Annotated in this window: 17 protein-coding genes; 8 read left to right on the top strand and 9 right to left on the bottom strand. The window is 62.5% G+C overall.

Annotation, left to right across the window (positions count from 1 at the left end):
• Nucleotides 1–5 precede the first annotated feature (5 nt).
• Entirely contained in the window at nucleotides 6–1,421 is a 1,416-nt protein-coding gene (locus ACK3BK_RS25140) for an acetyl-CoA carboxylase biotin carboxylase subunit (RefSeq protein ID WP_054892975.1), read from the bottom strand.
• 189 nt (nucleotides 1,422–1,610) lie between these two features.
• Between ACK3BK_RS25140 and ACK3BK_RS25145 the strand changes: the two genes are divergently transcribed.
• Nucleotides 1,611–2,573: a LysR family transcriptional regulator gene (locus tag ACK3BK_RS25145; protein ID WP_186710112.1), complete on the top strand. Its 963-nt coding sequence runs from the start codon at nucleotides 1,611–1,613 to the stop codon at nucleotides 2,571–2,573.
• Here the strand turns inward: ACK3BK_RS25145 and ACK3BK_RS25150 are convergent.
• Both ACK3BK_RS25150 and hexR read right to left on the bottom strand, forming a co-directional pair.
• Nucleotides 2,515–2,733, bottom strand: coding sequence for a PA3496 family putative envelope integrity protein (locus ACK3BK_RS25150; RefSeq protein WP_238348354.1), 219 nt, complete (start codon nucleotides 2,731–2,733; stop codon nucleotides 2,515–2,517). The genes ACK3BK_RS25145 and ACK3BK_RS25150 overlap by 59 nt on opposite strands.
• A 157-nt stretch (nucleotides 2,734–2,890) precedes the next feature.
• Nucleotides 2,891–3,757, bottom strand: a complete 867-nt coding sequence (hexR, locus tag ACK3BK_RS25155) for a transcriptional regulator HexR (protein ID WP_003253273.1) — start codon at nucleotides 3,755–3,757, stop codon at nucleotides 2,891–2,893.
• Between the two features lie 104 nt (nucleotides 3,758–3,861).
• Between hexR and zwf the strand changes: the two genes are divergently transcribed.
• Complete coding sequence (zwf, locus tag ACK3BK_RS25160) at nucleotides 3,862–5,304, top strand: glucose-6-phosphate dehydrogenase (RefSeq protein WP_186670130.1); 1,443 nt, start codon at nucleotides 3,862–3,864, stop codon at nucleotides 5,302–5,304.
• 37 nt (nucleotides 5,305–5,341) lie between these two features.
• On the opposite strand, the gene ACK3BK_RS25165 is transcribed toward zwf, so the two are convergent.
• Nucleotides 5,342–8,206, bottom strand: coding sequence for an EAL domain-containing protein (locus ACK3BK_RS25165; RefSeq protein ID WP_411383509.1), 2,865 nt, complete (start codon nucleotides 8,204–8,206; stop codon nucleotides 5,342–5,344).
• Nucleotides 8,207–8,348: 142 nt separating this feature from the next.
• Here ACK3BK_RS25165 and uvrD point away from each other — a divergent pair, with 142 nt between their 5' ends.
• From uvrD to ACK3BK_RS25180, 3 genes are all read left to right on the top strand, one after another.
• Nucleotides 8,349–10,532, top strand: coding sequence for a DNA helicase II (gene uvrD / locus ACK3BK_RS25170; RefSeq protein WP_186670132.1), 2,184 nt, complete (start codon nucleotides 8,349–8,351; stop codon nucleotides 10,530–10,532).
• A gap of 165 nt (nucleotides 10,533–10,697) precedes the next feature.
• Nucleotides 10,698–11,549, top strand: coding sequence for a Tim44 domain-containing protein (locus ACK3BK_RS25175; RefSeq protein WP_186710115.1), 852 nt, complete (start codon nucleotides 10,698–10,700; stop codon nucleotides 11,547–11,549).
• 115 nt (nucleotides 11,550–11,664) lie between these two features.
• Complete coding sequence (locus ACK3BK_RS25180; RefSeq protein ID WP_186670143.1) at nucleotides 11,665–12,072, top strand: SMI1/KNR4 family protein; 408 nt, start codon at nucleotides 11,665–11,667, stop codon at nucleotides 12,070–12,072.
• Between the two features lie 132 nt (nucleotides 12,073–12,204).
• Here the strand turns inward: ACK3BK_RS25180 and ACK3BK_RS25185 are convergent, their stop codons facing one another.
• The gene (locus tag ACK3BK_RS25185) at nucleotides 12,205–13,965 is read right to left on the bottom strand and encodes a cation:proton antiporter (protein ID WP_186670145.1); all 1,761 of its coding nucleotides are present in this window, start codon (nucleotides 13,963–13,965) and stop codon (nucleotides 12,205–12,207) included.
• A gap of 325 nt (nucleotides 13,966–14,290) precedes the next feature.
• Between ACK3BK_RS25185 and ACK3BK_RS25190 the strand changes: the two genes are divergently transcribed.
• Nucleotides 14,291–14,770, top strand: coding sequence for an acyl-CoA thioesterase (locus tag ACK3BK_RS25190; protein WP_054892983.1), 480 nt, complete (start codon nucleotides 14,291–14,293; stop codon nucleotides 14,768–14,770).
• Here ACK3BK_RS25190 and pdxY read toward each other — a convergent pair.
• On the bottom strand, nucleotides 14,749–15,636 hold the full coding sequence (pdxY, locus tag ACK3BK_RS25195) for a pyridoxal kinase PdxY (RefSeq protein ID WP_411383510.1): 888 nt from the start codon (nucleotides 15,634–15,636) through the stop codon (nucleotides 14,749–14,751). The two genes, ACK3BK_RS25190 and pdxY, sit on opposite strands and share 22 nt — an antisense overlap.
• A gap of 120 nt (nucleotides 15,637–15,756) precedes the next feature.
• On the opposite strand from pdxY, the gene ACK3BK_RS25200 reads away from it, so the two are divergent.
• Nucleotides 15,757–16,149, top strand: a complete 393-nt coding sequence (locus ACK3BK_RS25200) for a DUF3301 domain-containing protein (protein ID WP_054892985.1) — start codon at nucleotides 15,757–15,759, stop codon at nucleotides 16,147–16,149.
• Here ACK3BK_RS25200 and ACK3BK_RS25205 read toward each other — a convergent pair whose 3' ends face one another.
• The 3 genes from ACK3BK_RS25205 to zigA form a co-directional block, all read right to left on the bottom strand.
• Nucleotides 16,150–17,124, bottom strand: coding sequence for a CobW family GTP-binding protein (locus tag ACK3BK_RS25205; RefSeq protein ID WP_411383511.1), 975 nt, complete (start codon nucleotides 17,122–17,124; stop codon nucleotides 16,150–16,152).
• A gap of 84 nt (nucleotides 17,125–17,208) precedes the next feature.
• The gene (locus ACK3BK_RS25210) at nucleotides 17,209–17,841 is read right to left on the bottom strand and encodes a DUF1826 domain-containing protein (protein WP_411383512.1); all 633 of its coding nucleotides are present in this window, start codon (nucleotides 17,839–17,841) and stop codon (nucleotides 17,209–17,211) included.
• A complete protein-coding gene (zigA, locus tag ACK3BK_RS25215) occupies nucleotides 17,838–19,046 on the bottom strand; it encodes a zinc metallochaperone GTPase ZigA (RefSeq protein ID WP_411383513.1) in 1,209 nt (402 codons plus the stop codon). The genes ACK3BK_RS25210 and zigA overlap by 4 nt, the downstream gene beginning before the upstream one ends.
• Before the next feature lie 113 nt (nucleotides 19,047–19,159).
• Here zigA and ACK3BK_RS25220 point away from each other — a divergent pair, with 113 nt between their 5' ends.
• Nucleotides 19,160–19,543 carry a hypothetical protein gene (locus tag ACK3BK_RS25220; protein ID WP_063541878.1) on the top strand — a complete coding sequence of 128 codons (384 nt, stop codon included), beginning with the start codon at nucleotides 19,160–19,162 and terminating at the stop codon, nucleotides 19,541–19,543.
• Nucleotides 19,544–19,566 lie beyond the last annotated feature (23 nt).

Consider the following 19,566-nt stretch of genomic DNA (forward strand, 5'->3'; position numbering starts at 1 on the left):
ATTCCTCACAGGCCTGCGTGGGCGGCGATGGCGGCGGCGATGGCCAGGGCCAGCTCTTCGGGTTTGCGCTTGATCGAGTAGTTGGTCAGTTCCGGATGGCTTTCCACGAAGCTGGTATTGAACTGGCCGCTACGGAATTCCGGGTTGCGCAGGATTTCCTGGTAGTACGCCGCGGTGGTCTTGACCCCCTGCAGGCGCATGTCATCCAGGGCTCGCAGGCCGCGGTCCATGGCTTCTTCCCAGGTCAGCGCCCAGACCACCAGTTTCAGGCACATGGAGTCGTAGAACGGCGGAATGGTGTAGCCGGTATAGATTGCCGTGTCGGTACGTACGCCCGGCCCCCCGGGGGCGTAGTAGCGGGTGATCTTGCCGAAGCTGGGCAGGAAATTGTTCTTCGGGTCTTCGGCGTTGATCCGGAACTGCAACGCGTAGCCGCGATGCTGGATGTCTTCCTGTTTGACCGACAGCGGCAGGCCCGAGGCGATGCGAATCTGCTCACGCACGATATCGATGCCGGTGATTTCCTCGGTGATGGTGTGTTCCACCTGCACCCGGGTGTTCATCTCCATGAAGTACACCTCGCCATCGGCGAGCAGGAACTCCACGGTACCGGCGTTCTCGTAGTTGACCGCCTTGGCGGCGCGTACGGCCAGGTCGCCGATGTAGGCGCGCTGTTCCGGCGTCAGCTGCGGGCTCGGGGCGATTTCGATGAGCTTCTGGTTGCGGCGCTGGATCGAGCAGTCGCGCTCGAACAGATGCACCACGTTGCCGAAGCTGTCACCGAGAATCTGCGCCTCGATGTGTTTGGGGTTGACGATGCATTTCTCGAGAAACACCTCGGCGGAACCGAACGCCTTGGTGGCTTCGGAAATCACCCGGGGGAAGTTCTGTTCCAGTTCCTCGCGGCTGTTGCAGCGGCGAATACCACGCCCGCCACCACCGGAGGTGGCCTTGAGCATCACCGGATAACCGATGCGCTCGCCTTCGCTCAGGGCCTCGTGGATGTCGGCCACGTTGCCTTCGGTTCCTGGGGTCACCGGGACACCGGCCTGGATCATGGTGCGGCGCGCTTCGGTCTTGTCGCCCATGCGGCGAATGACCTCGGCAGCAGGACCGATGAACTTGATGCCACGTTCGGCGCAGATTTCTGCAAGTTCTGCGTTTTCCGACAGGAAACCGTAGCCCGGATGCAGGGCGTCACAGCCGGTTTCCACAGCAAGGTTCACCAGCTTGCGCGGGTTCAGGTAACCGGCCAGAGGCTCGGCACCAATGCTGTAGGCCTCGTCGGCGCGCTTGACGTGCAAGGCGTGACGGTCGGCGTCGGAAAAGATCGCGACAGAGCGAATGCCCATTTCGGCGCAGGCACGCACGATCCGAACTGCGATTTCACCCCGGTTGGCGATCAGGATTTTTTTTATCACTGGAGTCTTCCCAAAGCCGTAGGAACAGACGATCCGGTTACACCGGTCGGCGCGTGACCAGACGTCGCTGGCCAGTCGCACATTCAAACTAGCGCTACCGGTTGATAAACAAAAATCAATATTTGTTAGAGGCTGTATTAGCAAAAGCTTATAGTGAGGTAACAAGGTTTTGCCGGAGCCTGGGGATAAATGCGTAAGTCCTTGATGCGTATGACTTTACGTCAGCTACAGATCTTTAACGAAGTGTGTGATTTGCGCTCGTACAGCCGCGCAGCGGAAGAGATGGCGCTTACGCAACCCGCCGTAAGTCTACAGATCCGCCAGCTCGAAGAGCTGGTCGGCCAGCCGCTGTTCGAGTACGTCGGCAAAAAGCTCTACCTGACCGAAGCGGCCGAGGCACTGCAACGTGCCAGCCGCGACATCTTCGGGCGCCTGGAAAACCTCGACATGCAGCTGTCGGACATGCAGGGCTCACTGCAGGGGCAATTGAAGCTGGCGATCGAATCCAGTGCGAAGTACTTCGTGCCACACCTGTTCGCCGCCTTCAAGCAACGACACCCGGAGGTCAACCTCACCCTCACGGTGGTCAATCGCGCCCAGGCGATTCGACGCCTGTCCGACAACCGCGATGACCTGATCATCATGTCGATGGTGCCGCAGGACATGGGGCTGGAGTTCCTGCCATTCCTGAATAACCCGATCATCGCGGTGGCGCCCCCGGAACACCCGTTGTGCAAGCTCGAACGCTTGCGCCTGCAGGACCTGGAGCCTCATACCCTGCTCATCCGCGAACAAGGCTCGGGCACGCGCAAAGCCTGCGAGGAGTACTTCAAGGACAAGCGCGTGCACTTCACCCAGACCCTGGAAGTGGCCTCGGCCGACGCCCAGCGCGAGTGCGTGATCGCAGGCTTGGGTATCGCCCTGCTGACTCGCCATGCAGTGAACATGGAACTGGCCACCGGGATGCTCAGGGAGTTGCCTGTCGAGGAGCTGCCGCTGTACCGCAGCTGGTGCGTGGTGCAGTCCAAGGCCAAGCGGCAATCGCCGGTGGCCTTGGCGTTCCTGGCATTCATTCGCAGCGAACGTGCGAAGATCAGCGGGCTTGTGGAGCGATTTTCTGGGAAGCTGCCGACGCCACCTGCCACACCGTGATGTCTTGCAGCTCCGGGTAGTCGGCGAGATCGCGCAAGAGTTGGCGCTGGTCGCAGTAGCTTTCGATCGCGCGACGATATTCCATGCGTCGCTGATCCTTTTCAGCCTGCTTGCGAGCTTTGGCGCTGGGTTGGTACGAACCGAAGTGATCGTTTGCCATTGCCTGTCTCCCAGATCGAGTGCGGGAGTTTCAGGGTGGCTTCGGGGTTTTACGGTTTGGCTGAGAAATGGTGACAGAATCGTGAATTTCCATTGTCCGTACCGGCCCTTTCGCGGCTAAACCCGCTCCCAAAGAGGCCGGTGCGGTAGCAGTGCAATCAGTCGTCGGTAGCCTTGATCGACTTGGGCGACAAACGCAGGCTGCGCAAGCTGCGCTTGACGCTCTTGAGGTGGTTGACCAGGCTCGGCCCACGCGCCATGGCCACGCCCATGGCCAGCACGTCGATCACCACCAGGTGGGCGATCCGCGAGGTCAGCGGGGTGTAGATCTCGGTGTCTTCGTGCACATCGATCGCCAGGTTGACGGTCGACAGTTCCGCCAGCGGCGTCTGGCTGGGGCACAGGGTGATGAGGTTGGCGCCGCTTTCACGCACCAGGTTGGCGGTGATCAGCAAATCCTTCGAGCGCCCCGACTGCGAGATGCACACGGCGACATCACCCGGCTTGAGGGTCACCGCCGACATCGCCTGCATGTGCGGGTCGGAATAGGCCGCGGCACTGAGCAGCAGGCGGAAGAACTTGTGCTGGGCATCGGCGGCGACCGCGCCGGAAGCCCCGAAGCCGTAGAATTCCACGCGCTGCGCCTGGGCCATGGCACTCACCGCCTGCTGCAGCGCCTGCGGGTCGAGGTGCTCGCGCACTTCCATCAGCGTGTGCAAGGTGGTGTCGAAAATCTTCAGGCTGTAGTCGGCGACCGAGTCGTCTTCATGGATGGCGAACTGGCCGAAGCTGGCGCCCGCCGCCAGGCTTTGCGCCAGCTTGAGCTTGAGGTCCTGGAAGCCCGAACAACCGATGGCGCGGCAGAAACGCACGATGGTCGGCTCGCTGATACCAACACTGTGGGCAAGATCGGCCATCGAGCTGTGCATGACGGCAGCCGGATCGAGCAGCACGTGGTCGGCCACTTTCAGTTCCGATTTGCGCAGCAGGTGGCGCGATTGAGCGATATGTTGCAACAGATTCACAGGCTGGACTCGGTTATGATCGGCTGGCCGGGATGTAGCTATCTTGTAGTTATACTACATGACCGGCTGACCGCCCAGCTAAACGAACATGGGAGAGTGGTGGCTTGAGTATCCCTTGCGACATTCTGGTTTTCGGCGGCACGGGCGACCTGGCCCTGCACAAGCTGCTGCCGGCGCTCTATCAGCTCTACCGCGAGGGTCGCCTGCACAACGCCGTGCGGATCATCGCCCTGGCCCGCCGCCCCCTGCCGCGCAACGACTACCTCAAGCTCAGCGAGCGTCATTGCAGGGCGCAGATTTCCCGCAACGACTTCGACGAGGAGGTCTGGCAGCGCTTCTCGGCACGCCTGGACTACTTCGCCATGGACGCCTCCCAGGGTGCCGATTTCGGACGCCTGGCCCGCTACCTTGGCGAGCCCGGTGGCCTGACCCGAATCTTCTACCTCGCCACCGCCCCCAACCTGTTCGTGTCCATCGCCAACAACCTGCGCCTGGCCGGCCTTGCCGACAACGAAGCGCGCATCGTGCTGGAGAAACCCATCGGCCATTCGCTGGAGTCGGCCACGGCGATCAACGAAGCCATCGGCGCGGTATTCGACGAGTCCCAGGTCTTTCGCATCGATCACTACCTGGGCAAGGAGACAGTGCAGAACCTCATGGCCCTGCGCTTCGCCAATGCCTTGCTGGAGCCTGTATGGCGCAACAGCCAGGTCGATCATGTGCAGATCAGCGTCTGCGAAACCCTCGGGGTCGAGAACCGCGGCGCCTACTACGAGCGCGCCGGCGCTACCCGCGACATGCTGCAGAACCATCTGCTGCAACTGCTCTGCCTGGTGGCGATGGAGCCGCCGGCGCAGTTCGAGGCCGAGGCGGTCCGCGACGAGAAGGTGAAGATCCTTCGTGCGCTGCGCCCGATCACCGGCCAGGACGTGCAGGACAAGACCGTGCGCGGCCAGTACAGCGCCGGCAAGATCGGCGGCCAGGAAGTGCCGGCCTACTACTTCGAGAAAGATGTCGACAACGACAGCGACACCGAAACCTTCGTCGCCGTGCAGGCCCATATCGAGAACTGGCGCTGGGCCGGCGTGCCGTTCTACCTGCGCACCGGCAAGCGCATGGCACGGCGCTCGTCGCAGATCGTCATCCAGTTCAAACCGGTGCCCCACGAGTTGTTCGCGGGCGGCCAGGTCAACCAGTTGCTGATCCAGTTGCAGCCCGACGAGCACATCAGCCTGCGCATGATGACCAAGAGCCCCGGCCGCGGCATGCGCCTGGCGCCAGTCGAGCTGGACCTGAACCTGGCTCAGGCCTTCGCCCAGACCCGCCGCTGGGAAGCCTACGAGCGCCTGCTGCTGGATGTACTGGATGGTGACTCGACACTGTTCATGCGCCGTGACGAAGTGGAGGCCGCGTGGGCCTGGATCGACCCTATCCTCAAGGGCTGGGAAGAACACTTCCAGGCACCGCGGACCTATCCGGCAGGCAGCAATGGGCCAGAGCAGGCCAACAGCCTCCTGGCGCATCAGGGCCGACACTGGCACCTCTGACCATCCCCTGCCCCGGCACTTGCCGCCGGGGCGCAGGTCATCCCCGCGAGCGCTCCAGCAACGCCTTGAACGCTGCGGCATCGATCGGTCGACTGATCAGGTAACCCTGAGCCTCGTCGCACCCCTGTTCACGCAGGAATGCCAGCTGCTCCTGGGTTTCCACGCCCTCTGCCACCACCTCCAGCCCCAGGCTCTTGGCCATGGCGATAATCGCCCGGATGATCGCGGCATCCTGGCTGCCCTCCTGCAGACCCCGAATGAACGCCTGGTCGATCTTCACGTAGTCCACCGGAAAGCGCTTGAGGTAACTCAGCGATGAGTAGCCGGTCCCGAAATCATCGATCGCCAGCTTCACGCCCAATGCGTGCAGTTGCTGGAAGGTGGCGATGATGTGCTCGACATTGTCGAGCAACTGGCTCTCGGTCAGTTCCAGCTCCAGCAGGTGCGGTGCCAGCCCGGTCTCCTGCAGCATCTGGCGCACCAGGCTGACCACCTTGCCCTGGCGCAACTGGTAGACCGACAGGTTGACCGAAACACGGATCTCTCTGCCCTGGCGCAGCCATTCGCAGGCCTGCCAGCACGCCTGACGCAGGACGAACTCACCCATCGGCGCGATCAACCCGGTTTCTTCGGCCAGCCCGATGAACTCGCCCGGCGGCACCATGCCCCATTGCGGATGCTGCCAGCGCACCAGCGCCTCGGCGGCATGCAGACGGCCGGAACGCAGGCACAGCTTGGGCTGGTAGTAGACTCGCAACTGGTTCTCGTCGAGAGCCTTGCGCAGATCGTTCTCCAGTTGCAGGCGCTCCAGGGTGCTGGCACGCAGGCTTTCGGTATAGAACTGGAAACTGTCGCCCCCCAGGTGCTTGGCATGCTGCTTGGCCATGTCGGCCTGGCTGACCAGGGCGTTGAGGTCGAAAGTGGCCTCCGACAACACACTGATGCCCACCGATGCACTGATCACCACCTCATGACCGCCCACCCGCTGCGGCACCCGCAGCTTGTCGAGCAGCCGTGTGGTGACCCGCACCAGGCTGGAAAGATTGCTGTAGCCATCGAACAGCACGGCGAACTCGTCGCCGGAGATTCGCGCCACGGTGTCGGCCTCCGGCACCGCATTGGCCAGGCGCTGGGCCATTTTCTTCAGTAACTGGTCGGCCAGCTCATGCCCCAGGCTTTCATTGAGCAGCTTGAAACGGTCCAGGTCGACATGCAGCAGCGCCAGGCTACGGCCGTTCAGGCGCACACGCTGCACCGCCTCGTGCAGGCGCAGGCGGAACAGTGCGCGGTTGGCAAGGCCTGTGAGGTCATCGTAGTGGGCCAGGTAGCGCAGGCGCTCCTCCGACTCGCGGCGCGCCGACAGGTCCGTGAAGAACGCCACGATATTGCTGATATTGCCCCGCCCATCGCGCACGCCATTGAGCTGCAGCCATTGCGGGTAAAGCTCGCCATTGCTGCGCGCCTCGACCAGCTCGCCCTGCCAGCGCCCCTGCTGCTCAAGGGCCTGGAGAATCGACTGGCTGTGCCGGCGGGCGTCGCGGCTGCACGGCAGCTCCAGCAGGTCACGCAGGATCAGGTCTTCGCGCCCGTAACCGGTGAGATCGCAGAACCGCTGGTTGACCGCCAGCAACTGGTAGTGCGCGTCGAGGATGGCGATGCCTTCACTCGCCGCTTCGAACACGGTGGCAGCCAGCCGTTGCTGCTCTTCCTGCTCCTTCTGTGCGGTGATGTCGCGGCGGGTGCCCAGCATGCGCAGGACCTTGCCGTCGGCATCACGCTCGACCGCTCGCCCCCGATCCTCGATCCAGCACCAGCGGCCTTGCGTGTGGCGTACCCGGTATTCGACGCGATAGTCGCCGCTGCGGCCCTTGAGGTGCTCGACCAGTGTGCGCCGCAGTAGCGGCAGATCGTCGGGATGCAGGCGCGGCTTGAGGTCGGCAAGCACCGAGCGCACTTGTCCAGGCTCCAGGCCGAACAAGGCATGCAACTGAGTGTGATGGACTTCGTCGGTTTGCAGGTCCCAGTCCCAAAGCCCCAGCTCGCTGGCCTCCAGCGCCAGGGCCAGGCGCTGCTCGCTGGCGCCCAGGGCCTGGGTGGCAAGCGCCAGCTCACGGCTTCGCTCGCTCACCCGCAGCTCAAGGCCGGCCTGAGCCTGGCGCAATTGCTCTTCGGCATGACGACGGTGGCGGATCTCTGCACTCAGGGCCTGGTTCAGTTGCTCGCCATGGCGTTGCGCACCCTGCAGATGCTCGATCAGTGCCTGGTTCTGGAAGCGTCGGAGCAGACCGCGCTCGATCAGACGATTGACCTGCCAGGCCACTACCATCAGGGCGCCGAGCAGGATCAGGCCAAGCCAGCCCCAGCCGCGCTGCAATCCGTCCTGATAGAAGAACAGAAATCCGATCGGCGGCAACAGGCCGGGTAACACGAAGCTGAGAAAGGCCGGCAGGCTGACCGCATAGGCGACGCTCGCCGACAGCGCCGCTGCGCCCAGCAGGCCGAATACCCAGGCCTGCTGGACGAAACTGTCCACCGGCACCAGCGCGAGTGCAGCACAGGCATGCGTCAGGCCACTGAAGGCCGACCCACCCAGGAACATCCGCCACCAGGTCGGCTTGGCCTGGCGCGCCGGCGTGGCCGCATCGAAAGCCGCCACCTGGATCACCCGCAAAGCCACCAGCGCCAGCAACCAGACCATCCACACGCCGACCAGCAGGTAGCGGGCAGGACTCCACAGCAGCCAGGCGCAAAGCAGGCCGTTGAGCAACATGAACAGGGTGGGCAGCAACGAGCCCTGGTAAAGCAGGCGGGTCCGCTCGATGGAGAGCTGGGTTGCGAATTGCCTGCGAACGCTCCTTGTCGATTCGGGTGATGCGTCGATCACCATGCAATTCTGGGTCATATGGCAGTGTTCTTATAATGGTCAGCCGCGAACGTGCACGGAGCATACACAAGCGCAAGGCCAGGCCAAACTGCTGTATGTCATGATTTCACAAATGCCCGAGCATTTGCCCGCAGCCCCCGCGCCAACCTAGAATGGCCGGATGCACACTGATGACCTCTCCCTACTGCTCAACTCCCTCAACGATGCCCAACGCCAGGCCGTAGCAGCCCCGCGTGGGCGTCAACTGGTGCTCGCTGGCGCCGGCTCCGGCAAGACCCGCGTGCTGGTGCACCGCATCGCCTGGCTGATCCAGGTCGAGCAGGCCTCGCCGCATTCGATTCTGTCGGTGACCTTCACCAACAAGGCCGCCGCGGAGATGCGTCACCGTATCGAACAGTTGCTGGGCATCAACCCGGCTGGCATGTGGGTCGGCACCTTCCACGGCCTGGCCCACCGCCTGCTGCGCGCCCACTGGCAGGAAGCGCGCCTGGCGCAGAATTTCCAGATCCTCGACGGCGACGATCAGCAGCGGCTGATCAAGCGTGTCATCCGCGAGATGGGGCTGGATGAGCAGCGCTGGCCGGCACGCCAGGCCCAGTGGTTCATCAACGGGCAAAAAGACGAAGGCCTGCGCCCGCAGCACATCCAGGCCAGCGGCGACCTGTTCCTGGCCACCATGCGCGGCATCTACGAAGCCTACGAACAGGCCTGCGAGCGCGCCGGGGTCATCGACTTCTCCGAACTGCTGCTGCGCGCCCTCGACCTGTGGCGCGACCACCCCGGCCTGCTCGAGCACTATCAGCGCCGCTTCCGCCACCTGCTGGTGGACGAATTCCAGGACACCAACGCCGTGCAGTACGCCTGGCTGCGCCTGCTGGCCGGCGGTGGCGAAAGCCTGATGGCGGTGGGCGACGACGACCAGTCGATCTATGGCTGGCGCGGCGCGAAGATCGAGAACATCCATCAATACACCGCCGACTTCCCCGACGCCGAGCTGATCCGCCTGGAGCAGAACTACCGCTCCACCAGTGGCATCCTCAAGGCTGCCAACGCCCTCATCGCCAATAACAGCGGGCGCCTGGGCAAGGAGCTGTGGACCGACCTGGGCGAAGGCGAACCCCTCACCCTGTACGCGGCATACAACGAGCACGACGAAGCACGCTACGTGGTCGAAAGCATCGAGCGCATCATCAAGGACGGCAATTCGCGCAGCGACATCGCCATCCTCTATCGCTCCAACGCCCAGTCGCGAGTGCTCGAAGAAGCCCTGCTGCGTGAGCGCATCCCCTACCGCATCTATGGTGGCCAGCGCTTCTTCGAACGCGCCGAAATCAAGAACGCCATGGCCTACCTGCGTCTGCTCGAAGGCCGCGGCAACGATGCTGCACTCGAGCGGGTGATCAACGTGCCGCCGCGCGGCATCGGCGAGAAGACGGTCGAAGCCATCCGCGAACATGCCCGCCACAGCCAGCTGTCGATGTGGGATGCGATGTGCCAGCTGCTCGCCGCCAAAGCGCTCAAAGGCCGTGCTGCCAGCGCCCTGGGCGGCTTCATCGAGTTGATGGAGAACCTTGCGACCAAGGTCACGGAGATGCCGCTGCACACCATGACCCAGACCGTCATCGAGCAGTCCGGGCTGATCATCTACCACCAGGAAGAAAAGGGTGAAAAAGGCCAGGCCCGGGTAGAGAACCTTGAGGAACTGGTCAGCGCTGCGCGCAACTTCGAATCCAGTGAAGAAGACGCCGACCTTTCGCCGCTGTCGGCATTCCTCGGCCACGCCTCGCTGGAAGCCGGCGACGCCCAGGCAGACGAGCACGAAGACAGTGTGCAGCTGATGACCCTGCACAGCGCCAAGGGCCTGGAATTCCCCTACGTGTTCCTGGTCGGCATGGAAGAAGGCCTGTTCCCGCACAAGATGAGCCTGGAAGAGCCTGGTCGTCTTGAAGAGGAGCGCCGCCTGGCCTACGTCGGGATCACCCGCGCGATGCGCCAGCTGATCATGACCTACGCCGAGACCCGGCGCCTCTATGGCAGCGAGACGTACAACAAGGTGTCGCGTTTCGTACGGGAAATCCCGGCAGGCCTGGTTCAGGAAGTGCGCTTGTCCAATTCGGTCAGCCGTCCTTTCGGCGGTGCGCAGACCCAGGCCAGCAGCCTGTTCGCCAACGCCAGCATCCCGCAGACCGCCTTCAGCCTGGGCCAACGCGTGCAACACTCGGTGTTCGGTGAAGGGGTCATCCTCAACTTCGAAGGGTCCGGGGCACAGGCACGCGTGCAGGTGAACTTCGACGAAGGCAGCAAGTGGCTGATGCTGGGGTATGCCAAGCTGGAAGCGCTCTGAGGACGAGTCGCTCGTGACTCGTCCCGCGATGCTCTTTCAGACGCCAGATTCAGACGCTGCCTACACGCTCAGGCAAAAGCTCGAAACATTCTTGCGCTAGCCATGTCTCCTAGATCATGTGCACCATGACGCGCGTGCAATCCACAAAACGGGAAATCCCATCTTATGCAACGTTTTCTTAGCATCGCACTGGCGCTCTGCGTCGGCCTGACGCTGAGCCTCGACGCCAACGCCAAGCGCTTCGGCGGCGGCAAGAGCTCGGGCGCTGCGCCTATGCACCAGACCCGCCAGGCCTCCCCTACCACGCCTGCCGCCGCGCCGACCGCTCCAGGCCGCGCTCCGGCCGCTGCCAGCGGTGCTTCGCGCTGGCTGGGCCCACTGGCCGGCCTCGCCGCCGGTGGCCTGCTCGCCTCCATGTTCATGGGCGATGGCTTCCAGGGCATGCAGATCCTCGACTTCCTGATCATGGGCCTGATCGCCTTCCTGGTCTTCCGTTTCATCGCTGCGCGCCGTCGCCAGCAGCAGCCGCAAGCTGCCGCAGCCGCCGGTCACGCCCCTTACCAGCGTGAAGTGCCGCAACAGCCTGCGCAATCGATCTTCGGTGGTTCGGCCGCACCTGTCGCCGCTGCGCCGGTCATCAACGCCCCGGCCTGGTTCAACGAGCAGAGCTTCCTGGCCGCTGCCCGCAACCACTTCCAGACGCTGCAACAGCACTGGGATGCGAACGAGATGGACAAGATCGCCGAGTTCGTCACCCCGCAAATGCTCGAGTTCCTCAAGCGTGAGCGTGCCGAGCAAGGTGATGGCTTCCAGTCCACCTACATCGACGACCTCGATGTGCAACTGGAAGGCGTCGACGACCGTGCCGACAAGACCATCGCTACCCTGACCTTCCGTGGCGTATCGAAGAACTCGCGCTTCGATCAGGGCGAGGCCTTCAGCGAAAGCTGGCACATGGAGCGTGCACAGGGCGAGAACCAGCCCTGGATGCTCGCCGGTATCCGCCAGAACGGCTGATTCTGACGCGCTTCACAGAAAAACCCCGGGCCTGTCCCGGGGTTTTTGCTTTTGCCATACTGGGCTACTAGGGTATAACGCGCAGCGTTGTCATCAAGGTAAGAGGAAGTGAACTGTGGAAGAAGTGATCGAACAACTCCGTGAAGCCAATGAGCCAGTACCGGTGCCCCTGGAGCTTCCCGACGAAGACCAACTGGTCGAAATCGAAGAACAGCTGTTCATCAACATTCCGTTCGTTTTCAAAGAATTCCTGCTGACCGTCAGTGACGTGGTCTATGGATCCCTCGAACCGGTCACTGTCACCGACCCGCAGTCGCACACCTACCTGCCTGATGTTGCCGCCAATGCCTGGGATGCCGGCGTACCACGCGACCTGATCCCCCTTTGCCAGGACGGCGACAATTACTACTGCGTCGAGGAAGACGGGACGGTGGTGCTGTGGGATGGCGATGACGAGATCGTTGCCGAGGAAAGCTGGGAGTCGGTGTGGCACTGGGCGCGGGACGTCTGGCTGGAAAGCTGAACCCGACCACGAAAAAATGGCATATAGCCATTAAGTACTCGTAGAATCGCCAGGCTTTCTGCGCCTGGCGACATCGTTACCGCCTGATCCCCTCGGACTACCATGAAGTCTTGCGCAGGGAGCGATTACTCCTCAATGCGAGTGATCGCGGCTGTTCTCCAACGTTTCCAGCAGGGCGATCTGCATGCGCGTATGCACGCGCACGAACCAACGCCACAACAGCGCAACCACCACGGCCGCGACCACGGCGATGACCAGCAAAAGCTCGTTGGTCGGCAGGATGCTCGCCGACAGTGCCGACAGCAGCAGGAAGATCACCAGCAGCGACAACAGCGGAATCACTTCGGCAATCACGCGGCGCACGCGCTGGGTGTGACGCCCGGCCATCTCCGGCTTGACGCCCATCTCCGCCAACAGCATCGACAGCGCCTTGAGCTTGCGATAAGCGGCGATCAGGAACGGCAGAGACAACAGCAATGCGGCGCCCCAGATCACTGCCTTCTGCTGCCCCACATCACCGATCCATTCGCTCAGCCACGTGCCGATGCGTACCGCGAAGTAACCACCGCTGAAGAAGATCGCGATCACCAGTGCCAGGTTCACCCCCACTTGCAGCAGGATGCGCCGGATCATCGCCGCCAGCATCGCACCCTCGCCTTGAGGCTGAATGTTGCGCAACCACTCGCCATACAACGACAACACCCGCGACAGGCGTTGCGGCACCACCTTGCCCAGGCGAATCGACAGGGGGTCCGCGGCGCGGATCAGGTAAGGCGTGAGCAAGGTGGTGATGGCCGAGACCGCCACTGCGACCGGGTAGAGGAAGTCGCTGGTAACCTGCAAGGTCATGCCCAACGCAGCGATGATGAAGGAGAATTCGCCAATCTGTGAAAGCCCCATCCCCACACGCAGTGAGGTGCGCCCATCGTTACCGGCAATGAAGGCGCCCATGCCGCAGGAGAGCATCTTGCCCAACACTACAGCCAGGGTGATCACCACGATCGGCCAGGCGTAGTCGATCAACACCTGCGGATCGATCATCAGGCCAATGGCGACGAAGAAGATGGCACTGAACAGGTCGCGTACCGGTTCGATCAGGCGCTCGATCTTCAGCAACTGGCGCGATTCGGCCATGATCGCACCGATCAGGAAGGCGCCCAGCACCATGCTGTACTCGAGCTTCACCACCAGCAGGCAGAAGCCGAAGCACAGCCCCAGCACGGTAATCAGCAACATCTCGTTGCTCTCGAACTTCGCCACGTAGGCCAGCAGTCGCGGCACCAGCAGAATGCCGATGACCAACGCCACGATCATGAACAGCGACAGCTTGCCGACGGTGGAGAACACCTCGCCGGAACTGACCGAACCGCTGACAGCGATGCCTGAAAGCAGGGCAATGATGCCGATGCCAAGGATGTCCTCGACGATCAGCACGCCGAAGATCAGTTGCGCGAACCGCTCGTTCTTCATCTTCAGGTCGTTGAGCGCCTTGACGATGATCGTCGTCGAGGAAATCGCCAGGATGGCGCCGAGGAACAACGAGTCCATGGTGTTCCAGCCGAACCAGCGGCCGATCTCGAAGCCGATCCAGATCATCAGCACGATTTCGAGGAAGGCGGCGATGAAGGCAGTCGCCCCCACCTTGAACAGCTTGCGCAGGCTGAACTCCAGGCCCAGGCAGAACATCAGGAAGATCACCCCGAGCTCGGCCAGGGTCTTGATGGTGTCTTCGTCGTGGATAAGGCCGAATGGCGGCGTGTGCGGGCCAATGATGAATCCGGCGACGATGTAGCCCAGCACCACCGGTTGGCGCAGCCTGTGGAAAAGAATGGTTACCACCCCTGCGACCAGCATGATCACGGCCAGATCCTGGATGAAACTGATGGCATGCATGGCGTGGCACTCCTTTTCTCTACGCACGGGGGGCAGACCGCTCCTCTGCCAGGCATCCCCGATCGAGCAGCTAGTACAGATTGTGTTGAAGGGTGGAACACCCATGTTGCATGGGCGTACTCAGGGTAACATCGCGTCCGCTCGTCAAACGCCGGTGCAATATGTAGAAACAGATCGGCAAAAGCGCGCGGGGTAATGGCATGATCGGCGTGACGACGGACCGTCGAGCGACGTCCGTTTCCAGGATGGGAAACCTCAACAGAGGGGAACAGAAGTGTCTGCAGATACCCGCCCCGTTTCAGCGCAACCTCACCGTGAGCACACTATGGAACCTGGAAACGCCCAGCTGAGCATGACTGTCCTGATGACACCGGACATGGCCAACTTCTCGGGCAACGTACATGGCGGCACCCTGCTCAAGTACCTCGACGAAGTGGCCTATGCCTGCGCCAGCCGCTATGCCGGCACCTACGTCGTGACCCTGTCGGTGGATCAGGTGATCTTCCGCGAGCCGGTGCATGTCGGCGAACTGGTGACCTTCCTCGCCTCGGTCAACTACACCGGCAACACCTCCATGGAAGTGGGCATCAAGGTGGTGACCGAGAACATTCGCGAGCGCTCCGTTCGCCACTCCAACAGCTGCTTCTTCACCATGGTCGCGGTCGACGACAATCGCCGTCCGGTTGCGGTGCCGCCACGTCAGCCACAGAACAGCGAAGAGAAGCGCCGTTTCCTGCAAGGCCAGCAGCGCCGCCAGATCCGCCAGGAGCTGGAGAAGCGCTATCAGGACCTGAAGACCGAGTGATCTAGGCTCTGTGCCTCGAAGCGCACCCGCGGATGGGCGATACGGTCCTGCGCCCGCACCAGCTGCAACTCGTAGCTGGCGCAGGCCTGGGTTTCCAGCAGCACTTCGTGCACCGCCGCCGCGGTGAACTCGAAGGCCCGCAGCCACGAATCCCCCAGCAGTACCCGCGCCAGGAACAGCCCCGAGGTCAGGTCACCGACCCCCACTGGCTGGCGCGGAAACGCCAGCAGCGGACGGCGCAGGTGCCAGTTCTGTTCGCGGGTCACCAACAGCATCTCGAAAGCATCCTCGCCGCGCCCCGGGTACGCCAGGTGCTTGACCAGCACCACCTGCGGCCCGTACTCCAGCAGGCTGCGCGCCATGACCACGCAATCCTCCAGCGACTGCGCATGCCGACCACAGAAACTGTCGAGCTCAAGCTGGTTGGGGCAGAGGATGTCGGCCACCGACGCCGCCTCCTTGAGCAGGAAGTCGCTGACCTCCTGGGGCACGATGCAGCCCTTCTCGGCATGGCCCATCACCGGGTCGCACAGGTACAACGCTCGCGGGTTGACCGCCTTGATCCGCTCGACGCCGGCCAGGATCGACCGCCCCTGTTCGGCACTGCCCAGGTAGCCCGACAGCACTGCATCGCAGTGGCCCAGCTCGCCGATATTGGAAATGCCTTCCACCAACGCAGGAATTTGCGCCGGAGCAAGCACTTCGCCAGCCCACTGGCCATACTGAGTGTGATTGGAGAACTGCACGGTGTTGAGCGGCCAGACATTGACGCCGATGCGCTGCATGGGAAACACCGCGGCGCTGTTTCCGGCATGGCCAAAGACCACATGGGACTGGATCGCGAGCAAGTGCGGTGTACGTTTCATGCAGGAGATTTCCGAAGCTGTGTGGATAACTGAAAGTCGAGCAGTATGAACCCGAAAGCCACCTGTACGACAGGCCAGGGACGCAGTTAAGCTGAAGCCACCTGTCTGGAGCATATGCAAATGTTGACCCTGGAGAACCTGTTCGTCCTGATGCTGTTGGCGACGGCTGGCGCCTGGCTGTGGCACAACCATGGCTTGCGTGAGAAGGCGCTGGAACGGGTCAAGCAGCATTGCGCGAAACTCGACCTGGAGCTGCTCGACGACGCCGTGGCCCTCAAGCGTATCGCCTTCGTGCGCGATGCCAATGGCCGCAAGCGCCTGGCACGGGTCTATGCCTTCGAGTTCACCGTCACCGGTGAACAGCGTCACCCTGGCACCGTGACCCAGTTCGGTGCCCATACCGTACAGATCGAACTGGCGCCCTACCCGTTCGAGATAAAGACCCCGCCGCGCACCGACAACGTCATCGAAATGCAGCAATGGCGCCAGGAGCACAACCGCTGGCGCAACTGATCAGCCGTTTACGCGACAGTGCTCGATGGCGGCCTGAAGGGGCTGCAACGGCTGGGGCTGATCGAAGATCAGCTCGATGCGCGAGTCCCTGCGCCATTCGCTCGAACGCCACTCAGGCACACCGCCCTCCAGGCCGTTGAAAGATTGCCAACCCTGAGCGCTGTGGATAACCCCTTTGGCCCGCCGCCACGCCCATTGCGCGAGCACGCCACGCAATGCAGCCTCATCGAAGCGCTGGCTCGGGTGCCAGCGCCAGCCAACACTCCACCCGCCCTCACCTTGCTGCGCCTGGCAGATGGGCTCGCGCGGATCTGTCCACAGGGTAGCCAAGCTGACTGGAGTCTTGTCCACAGGCAGGCTGGAAAGACTCGCCGGGGGGAAAACCTCTGTGGGCAGAATGGGCAGCTTGTCCAGGGCGAGAACAGCATGATCCGTCCAGACCGCCCTGCTTCCGCCAAATTGCGCAGTTATCAACAGCCGCTGAGCGTCATCCACAGCCCCTGACTTGTTGAAAATCAACAACCCCGCCTGCGCCACTGCCTGCTGTTGCGCGTCGGGCAGCGGTTCTCCCCGCGCCAGCGCCACAGCATCCAGCACCATCAGCAGTGGCTGTACATCCAGCACACCGATCCAGGGTGCTTGCTTCAACTGCTCCAGCAATTGCACGGGATGACCGAGACCGGAGGGCTCGATGAACAGCCGGTCGGGCCTGGCCTTGCGCAGCAGACGCCCTAGGCCGACCTGAAACGGCGCCCCGTTGATACAACACAGGCAACCGCCCGCGACTTCACCGATGGCGACGCCGTCCTCGTCTGTGCTGAGCAGGGCAGCGTCGAGGCCGATCTGGCCGAACTCATTGACCAGCACCGCCCAGCGCTGTTTTTCCGGGCGCTGGCCGAGCAGGTGGCGAATCAGGCTGGTCTTGCCTGCGCCCAGTGGGCCGGCGATGACGTAGGTGGGAATGTGCTGCAACATGGTTCGAGATCGAGGTGGACGTGAAGCAAGTCTATCGTGGATGCAGGTATGTTGCCTTTACTGGCCTCTTCGCGGGCAAAACCCTCAACCCAACCAATCAAGGCTCAACAACAGCCGCTTCTCACCCCGCGGCGTCGGCGGCGAGCGGTGCACCAGCCCTGCGCCCTCGTTACCCAGCCACTTCTCCCCCTTGAGCAAGGCCACATCGCCCACCTGCAAGCGCCGAATGTTATCCACAGGTGCTTCCGCCAGTTGCAAGCGATTGCGGTCAATGTCGCGTTCTTCCAGCCACTCACTGCCCGCCCCCACATAGGTAGTCAGCAGGCGCAGCGGGACATGATCCACATGAAAGCGCGGACACATCGCCCCGTCGAGCACCTTCAGCCGCAAGCCCACGCGGCGCGCGCCCAGCAGGCAGGTATAGGCCGCCACCAGCCACGACACGTCAGCCACGAAGCCTTCATAACCGTGCAGGTCCGCCGCCTCGGGCAGCAAGCGATGCAACACCGGTGCCTCCCGCTCATCCACCTCCATCACTCGCTCATCCGACATCGTCTGGCCAAGGTTGACCACCAGGGCCGCGAAGTCCTCGACCTGCGCCGGCAAGCGTCGCTGCCACACGGCCAGGTTGACGCCATCCTGAAGGATTTCGGTCATCACCTGCGGCGACTCACCGAACGCCTGGCGGATATCCACAAGCCGAGTTGCCGCCTTCATGCTGCCGCCTCTTCATACCAGGGGCCGAACGGATCCTCCAGGCGCAACCAGGCCATCGGACCCGGTTCCATCTCCTCATCCGTCAGCAAACATGCTTCAAGCTCTGTGGATAACCGTGCGAAGTCGATGTTCTGACCGATGAACACCAGCTCCTGGCGGCAGTCGCCAGCCTCGACCGTCCACTGCTTGAGGATCGCTTCGAGGTTCTCTTCATCTTGCGGCCACTGCTCACGCGGCACGAAACGCCACCAGCGACCCGCCAAACCATGGCGCATCATGCCGCCTGCCTGCGACCAGCTGCCGGCTTCCTGGTACTTGCTGGCCAACCAGAAAAAGCCTTTCGAACGCAGCAGCCGGCCATTGCTCCAGCTGTTGTGGATAAAGTCGAAAAAGCGCTGTGGATGAAACGGCCTGCGCGCCTGCCAGGTGGTCGAGGCGATTCCGTACTCTTCGGTTTCCGGCACATGCTCGCCGCGCAGTTCCTGCAACCAGCCCGGCGCCTGGGACGCTTGCTCGAAGTCGAACAGCCCGGTATTCAGAATACGCTCCAGCGGCACCTGGCCCATCACCATCGGCACAATCTGGGCGCGAGCGTTGAGGCTGCGCAGGATTGCGCTCAGTTCCTCGCGTTCGTGCTGGCTGATCAGGTCGATCTTGCTCAGCAGCAACACGTCAGCGAACTCGATCTGCTCAATCAGCAAGTCGCTGATCGAGCGCTCGTCCTGCTCCCCCAGTGTTTCGCCACGACTGGCCAGGCTATCTGCCGCCTGGTAATCCCGCAGGAAGTTGAGGCCGTCCACCACAGTGACCATGGTATCCAGGCGCGCCATATCGGAGAGGCTACGGCCCTGTTCGTCACGGAAGGTGAAGGTCTCGGCCACCGGCAACGGTTCGGAAATGCCGGTGGATTCGATCAACAGGTAATCGAAGCGGCCTTCGTCGGCGAGCCGTGCCACTTCCTCGAGCAGGTCTTCGCGCAGGGTGCAGCAGATGCAGCCATTGCTCATCTCGACGAGCTTTTCTTCGGCGCGATTGAGGCTCACATTACGCTGTACCTCGCTGGCATCGATGTTGATTTCACTCATGTCGTTGACGATCACCGCAACCCGCAGGTTTTCACGGTTGCGCAGGACATGGTTGAGCAGCGTGCTCTTGCCGGCCCCGAGGAAGCCGGACAGCACGGTGACGGGAAGGCGGTTGGTCATGGTGAACCTCATCGGGCAAAGCGCATTCGAAACGATGCATTGCACAACGTTATAATATAACAATACAATTTCGCCAAGCCGCGTCTGTCGAACGGCTGCCCGAGAGGATGGACATGAAGCACTCGAACCTCGCCCTATTGCTGCTGGCACTTGCCGTGCCCATCCCGCTCTACGCTGCGATCCCACAGCCCGGCCTGGCGCTGTGCACCCGCAGCGCCACGCTGTTGGCCTGCGAAGACGGCAAAGGCAGTTACTACAGTGTGCGAACCGAAGGCCGTGATTTTCATCTGCGCGGCTATGACAGCAACAGTCGACGACTCTGGGCGCAGACCAACAGCCGCTATGGACAGATGACCTTTTTCACCGGCCTGGCCAGCGACGGCGAAGCCTGGGTGGGCTACAGCCGCCGCGTCGGCTGGACCACCTTGAACCGCGTATCCAGCTCAAGCGGCCAACGTTTCAACCTGCACTGCAGCTTGATCGGAGGTTGCCGCTGAAGCCCCTTTTTCATGGACTCTAT

The sequence above is a fragment of the Pseudomonas sp. L7 genome, assembly GCF_046605565.1.
GTDB lineage: Bacteria > Pseudomonadota > Gammaproteobacteria > Pseudomonadales > Pseudomonadaceae > Aquipseudomonas > Aquipseudomonas wayambapalatensis.

Bases quoted from the DNA above. Each gene is read 5' to 3' on its own strand.
- ACK3BK_RS25145 (WP_186710112.1), top strand. From the start codon at position 1,611: ATGCGTAAGTCCTTGATGCGTATGACTTTACGTCAGCTACAGATCTTT.
- ACK3BK_RS25150 (WP_238348354.1), bottom strand. From the start codon at position 2,733: ATGGCAAACGATCACTTCGGTTCGTACCAACCCAGCGCCAAAGCTCGC.
- ACK3BK_RS25165 (WP_411383509.1), bottom strand. From the start codon at position 8,206: ATGACCCAGAATTGCATGGTGATCGACGCATCACCCGAATCGACAAGG.
- uvrD (WP_186670132.1), top strand. From the start codon at position 8,349: ATGCACACTGATGACCTCTCCCTACTGCTCAACTCCCTCAACGATGCC.
- ACK3BK_RS25175 (WP_186710115.1), top strand. From the start codon at position 10,698: ATGCAACGTTTTCTTAGCATCGCACTGGCGCTCTGCGTCGGCCTGACG.
- ACK3BK_RS25185 (WP_186670145.1), bottom strand. From the start codon at position 13,965: ATGCATGCCATCAGTTTCATCCAGGATCTGGCCGTGATCATGCTGGTC.
- ACK3BK_RS25190 (WP_054892983.1), top strand. From the start codon at position 14,291: ATGGAACCTGGAAACGCCCAGCTGAGCATGACTGTCCTGATGACACCG.
- pdxY (WP_411383510.1), bottom strand. From the start codon at position 15,636: ATGAAACGTACACCGCACTTGCTCGCGATCCAGTCCCATGTGGTCTTT.
- ACK3BK_RS25200 (WP_054892985.1), top strand. From the start codon at position 15,757: ATGTTGACCCTGGAGAACCTGTTCGTCCTGATGCTGTTGGCGACGGCT.
- ACK3BK_RS25205 (WP_411383511.1), bottom strand. From the start codon at position 17,124: ATGTTGCAGCACATTCCCACCTACGTCATCGCCGGCCCACTGGGCGCA.
- ACK3BK_RS25210 (WP_411383512.1), bottom strand. From the start codon at position 17,841: ATGAAGGCGGCAACTCGGCTTGTGGATATCCGCCAGGCGTTCGGTGAG.
- zigA (WP_411383513.1), bottom strand. From the start codon at position 19,046: ATGACCAACCGCCTTCCCGTCACCGTGCTGTCCGGCTTCCTCGGGGCC.
- ACK3BK_RS25220 (WP_063541878.1), top strand. From the start codon at position 19,160: ATGAAGCACTCGAACCTCGCCCTATTGCTGCTGGCACTTGCCGTGCCC.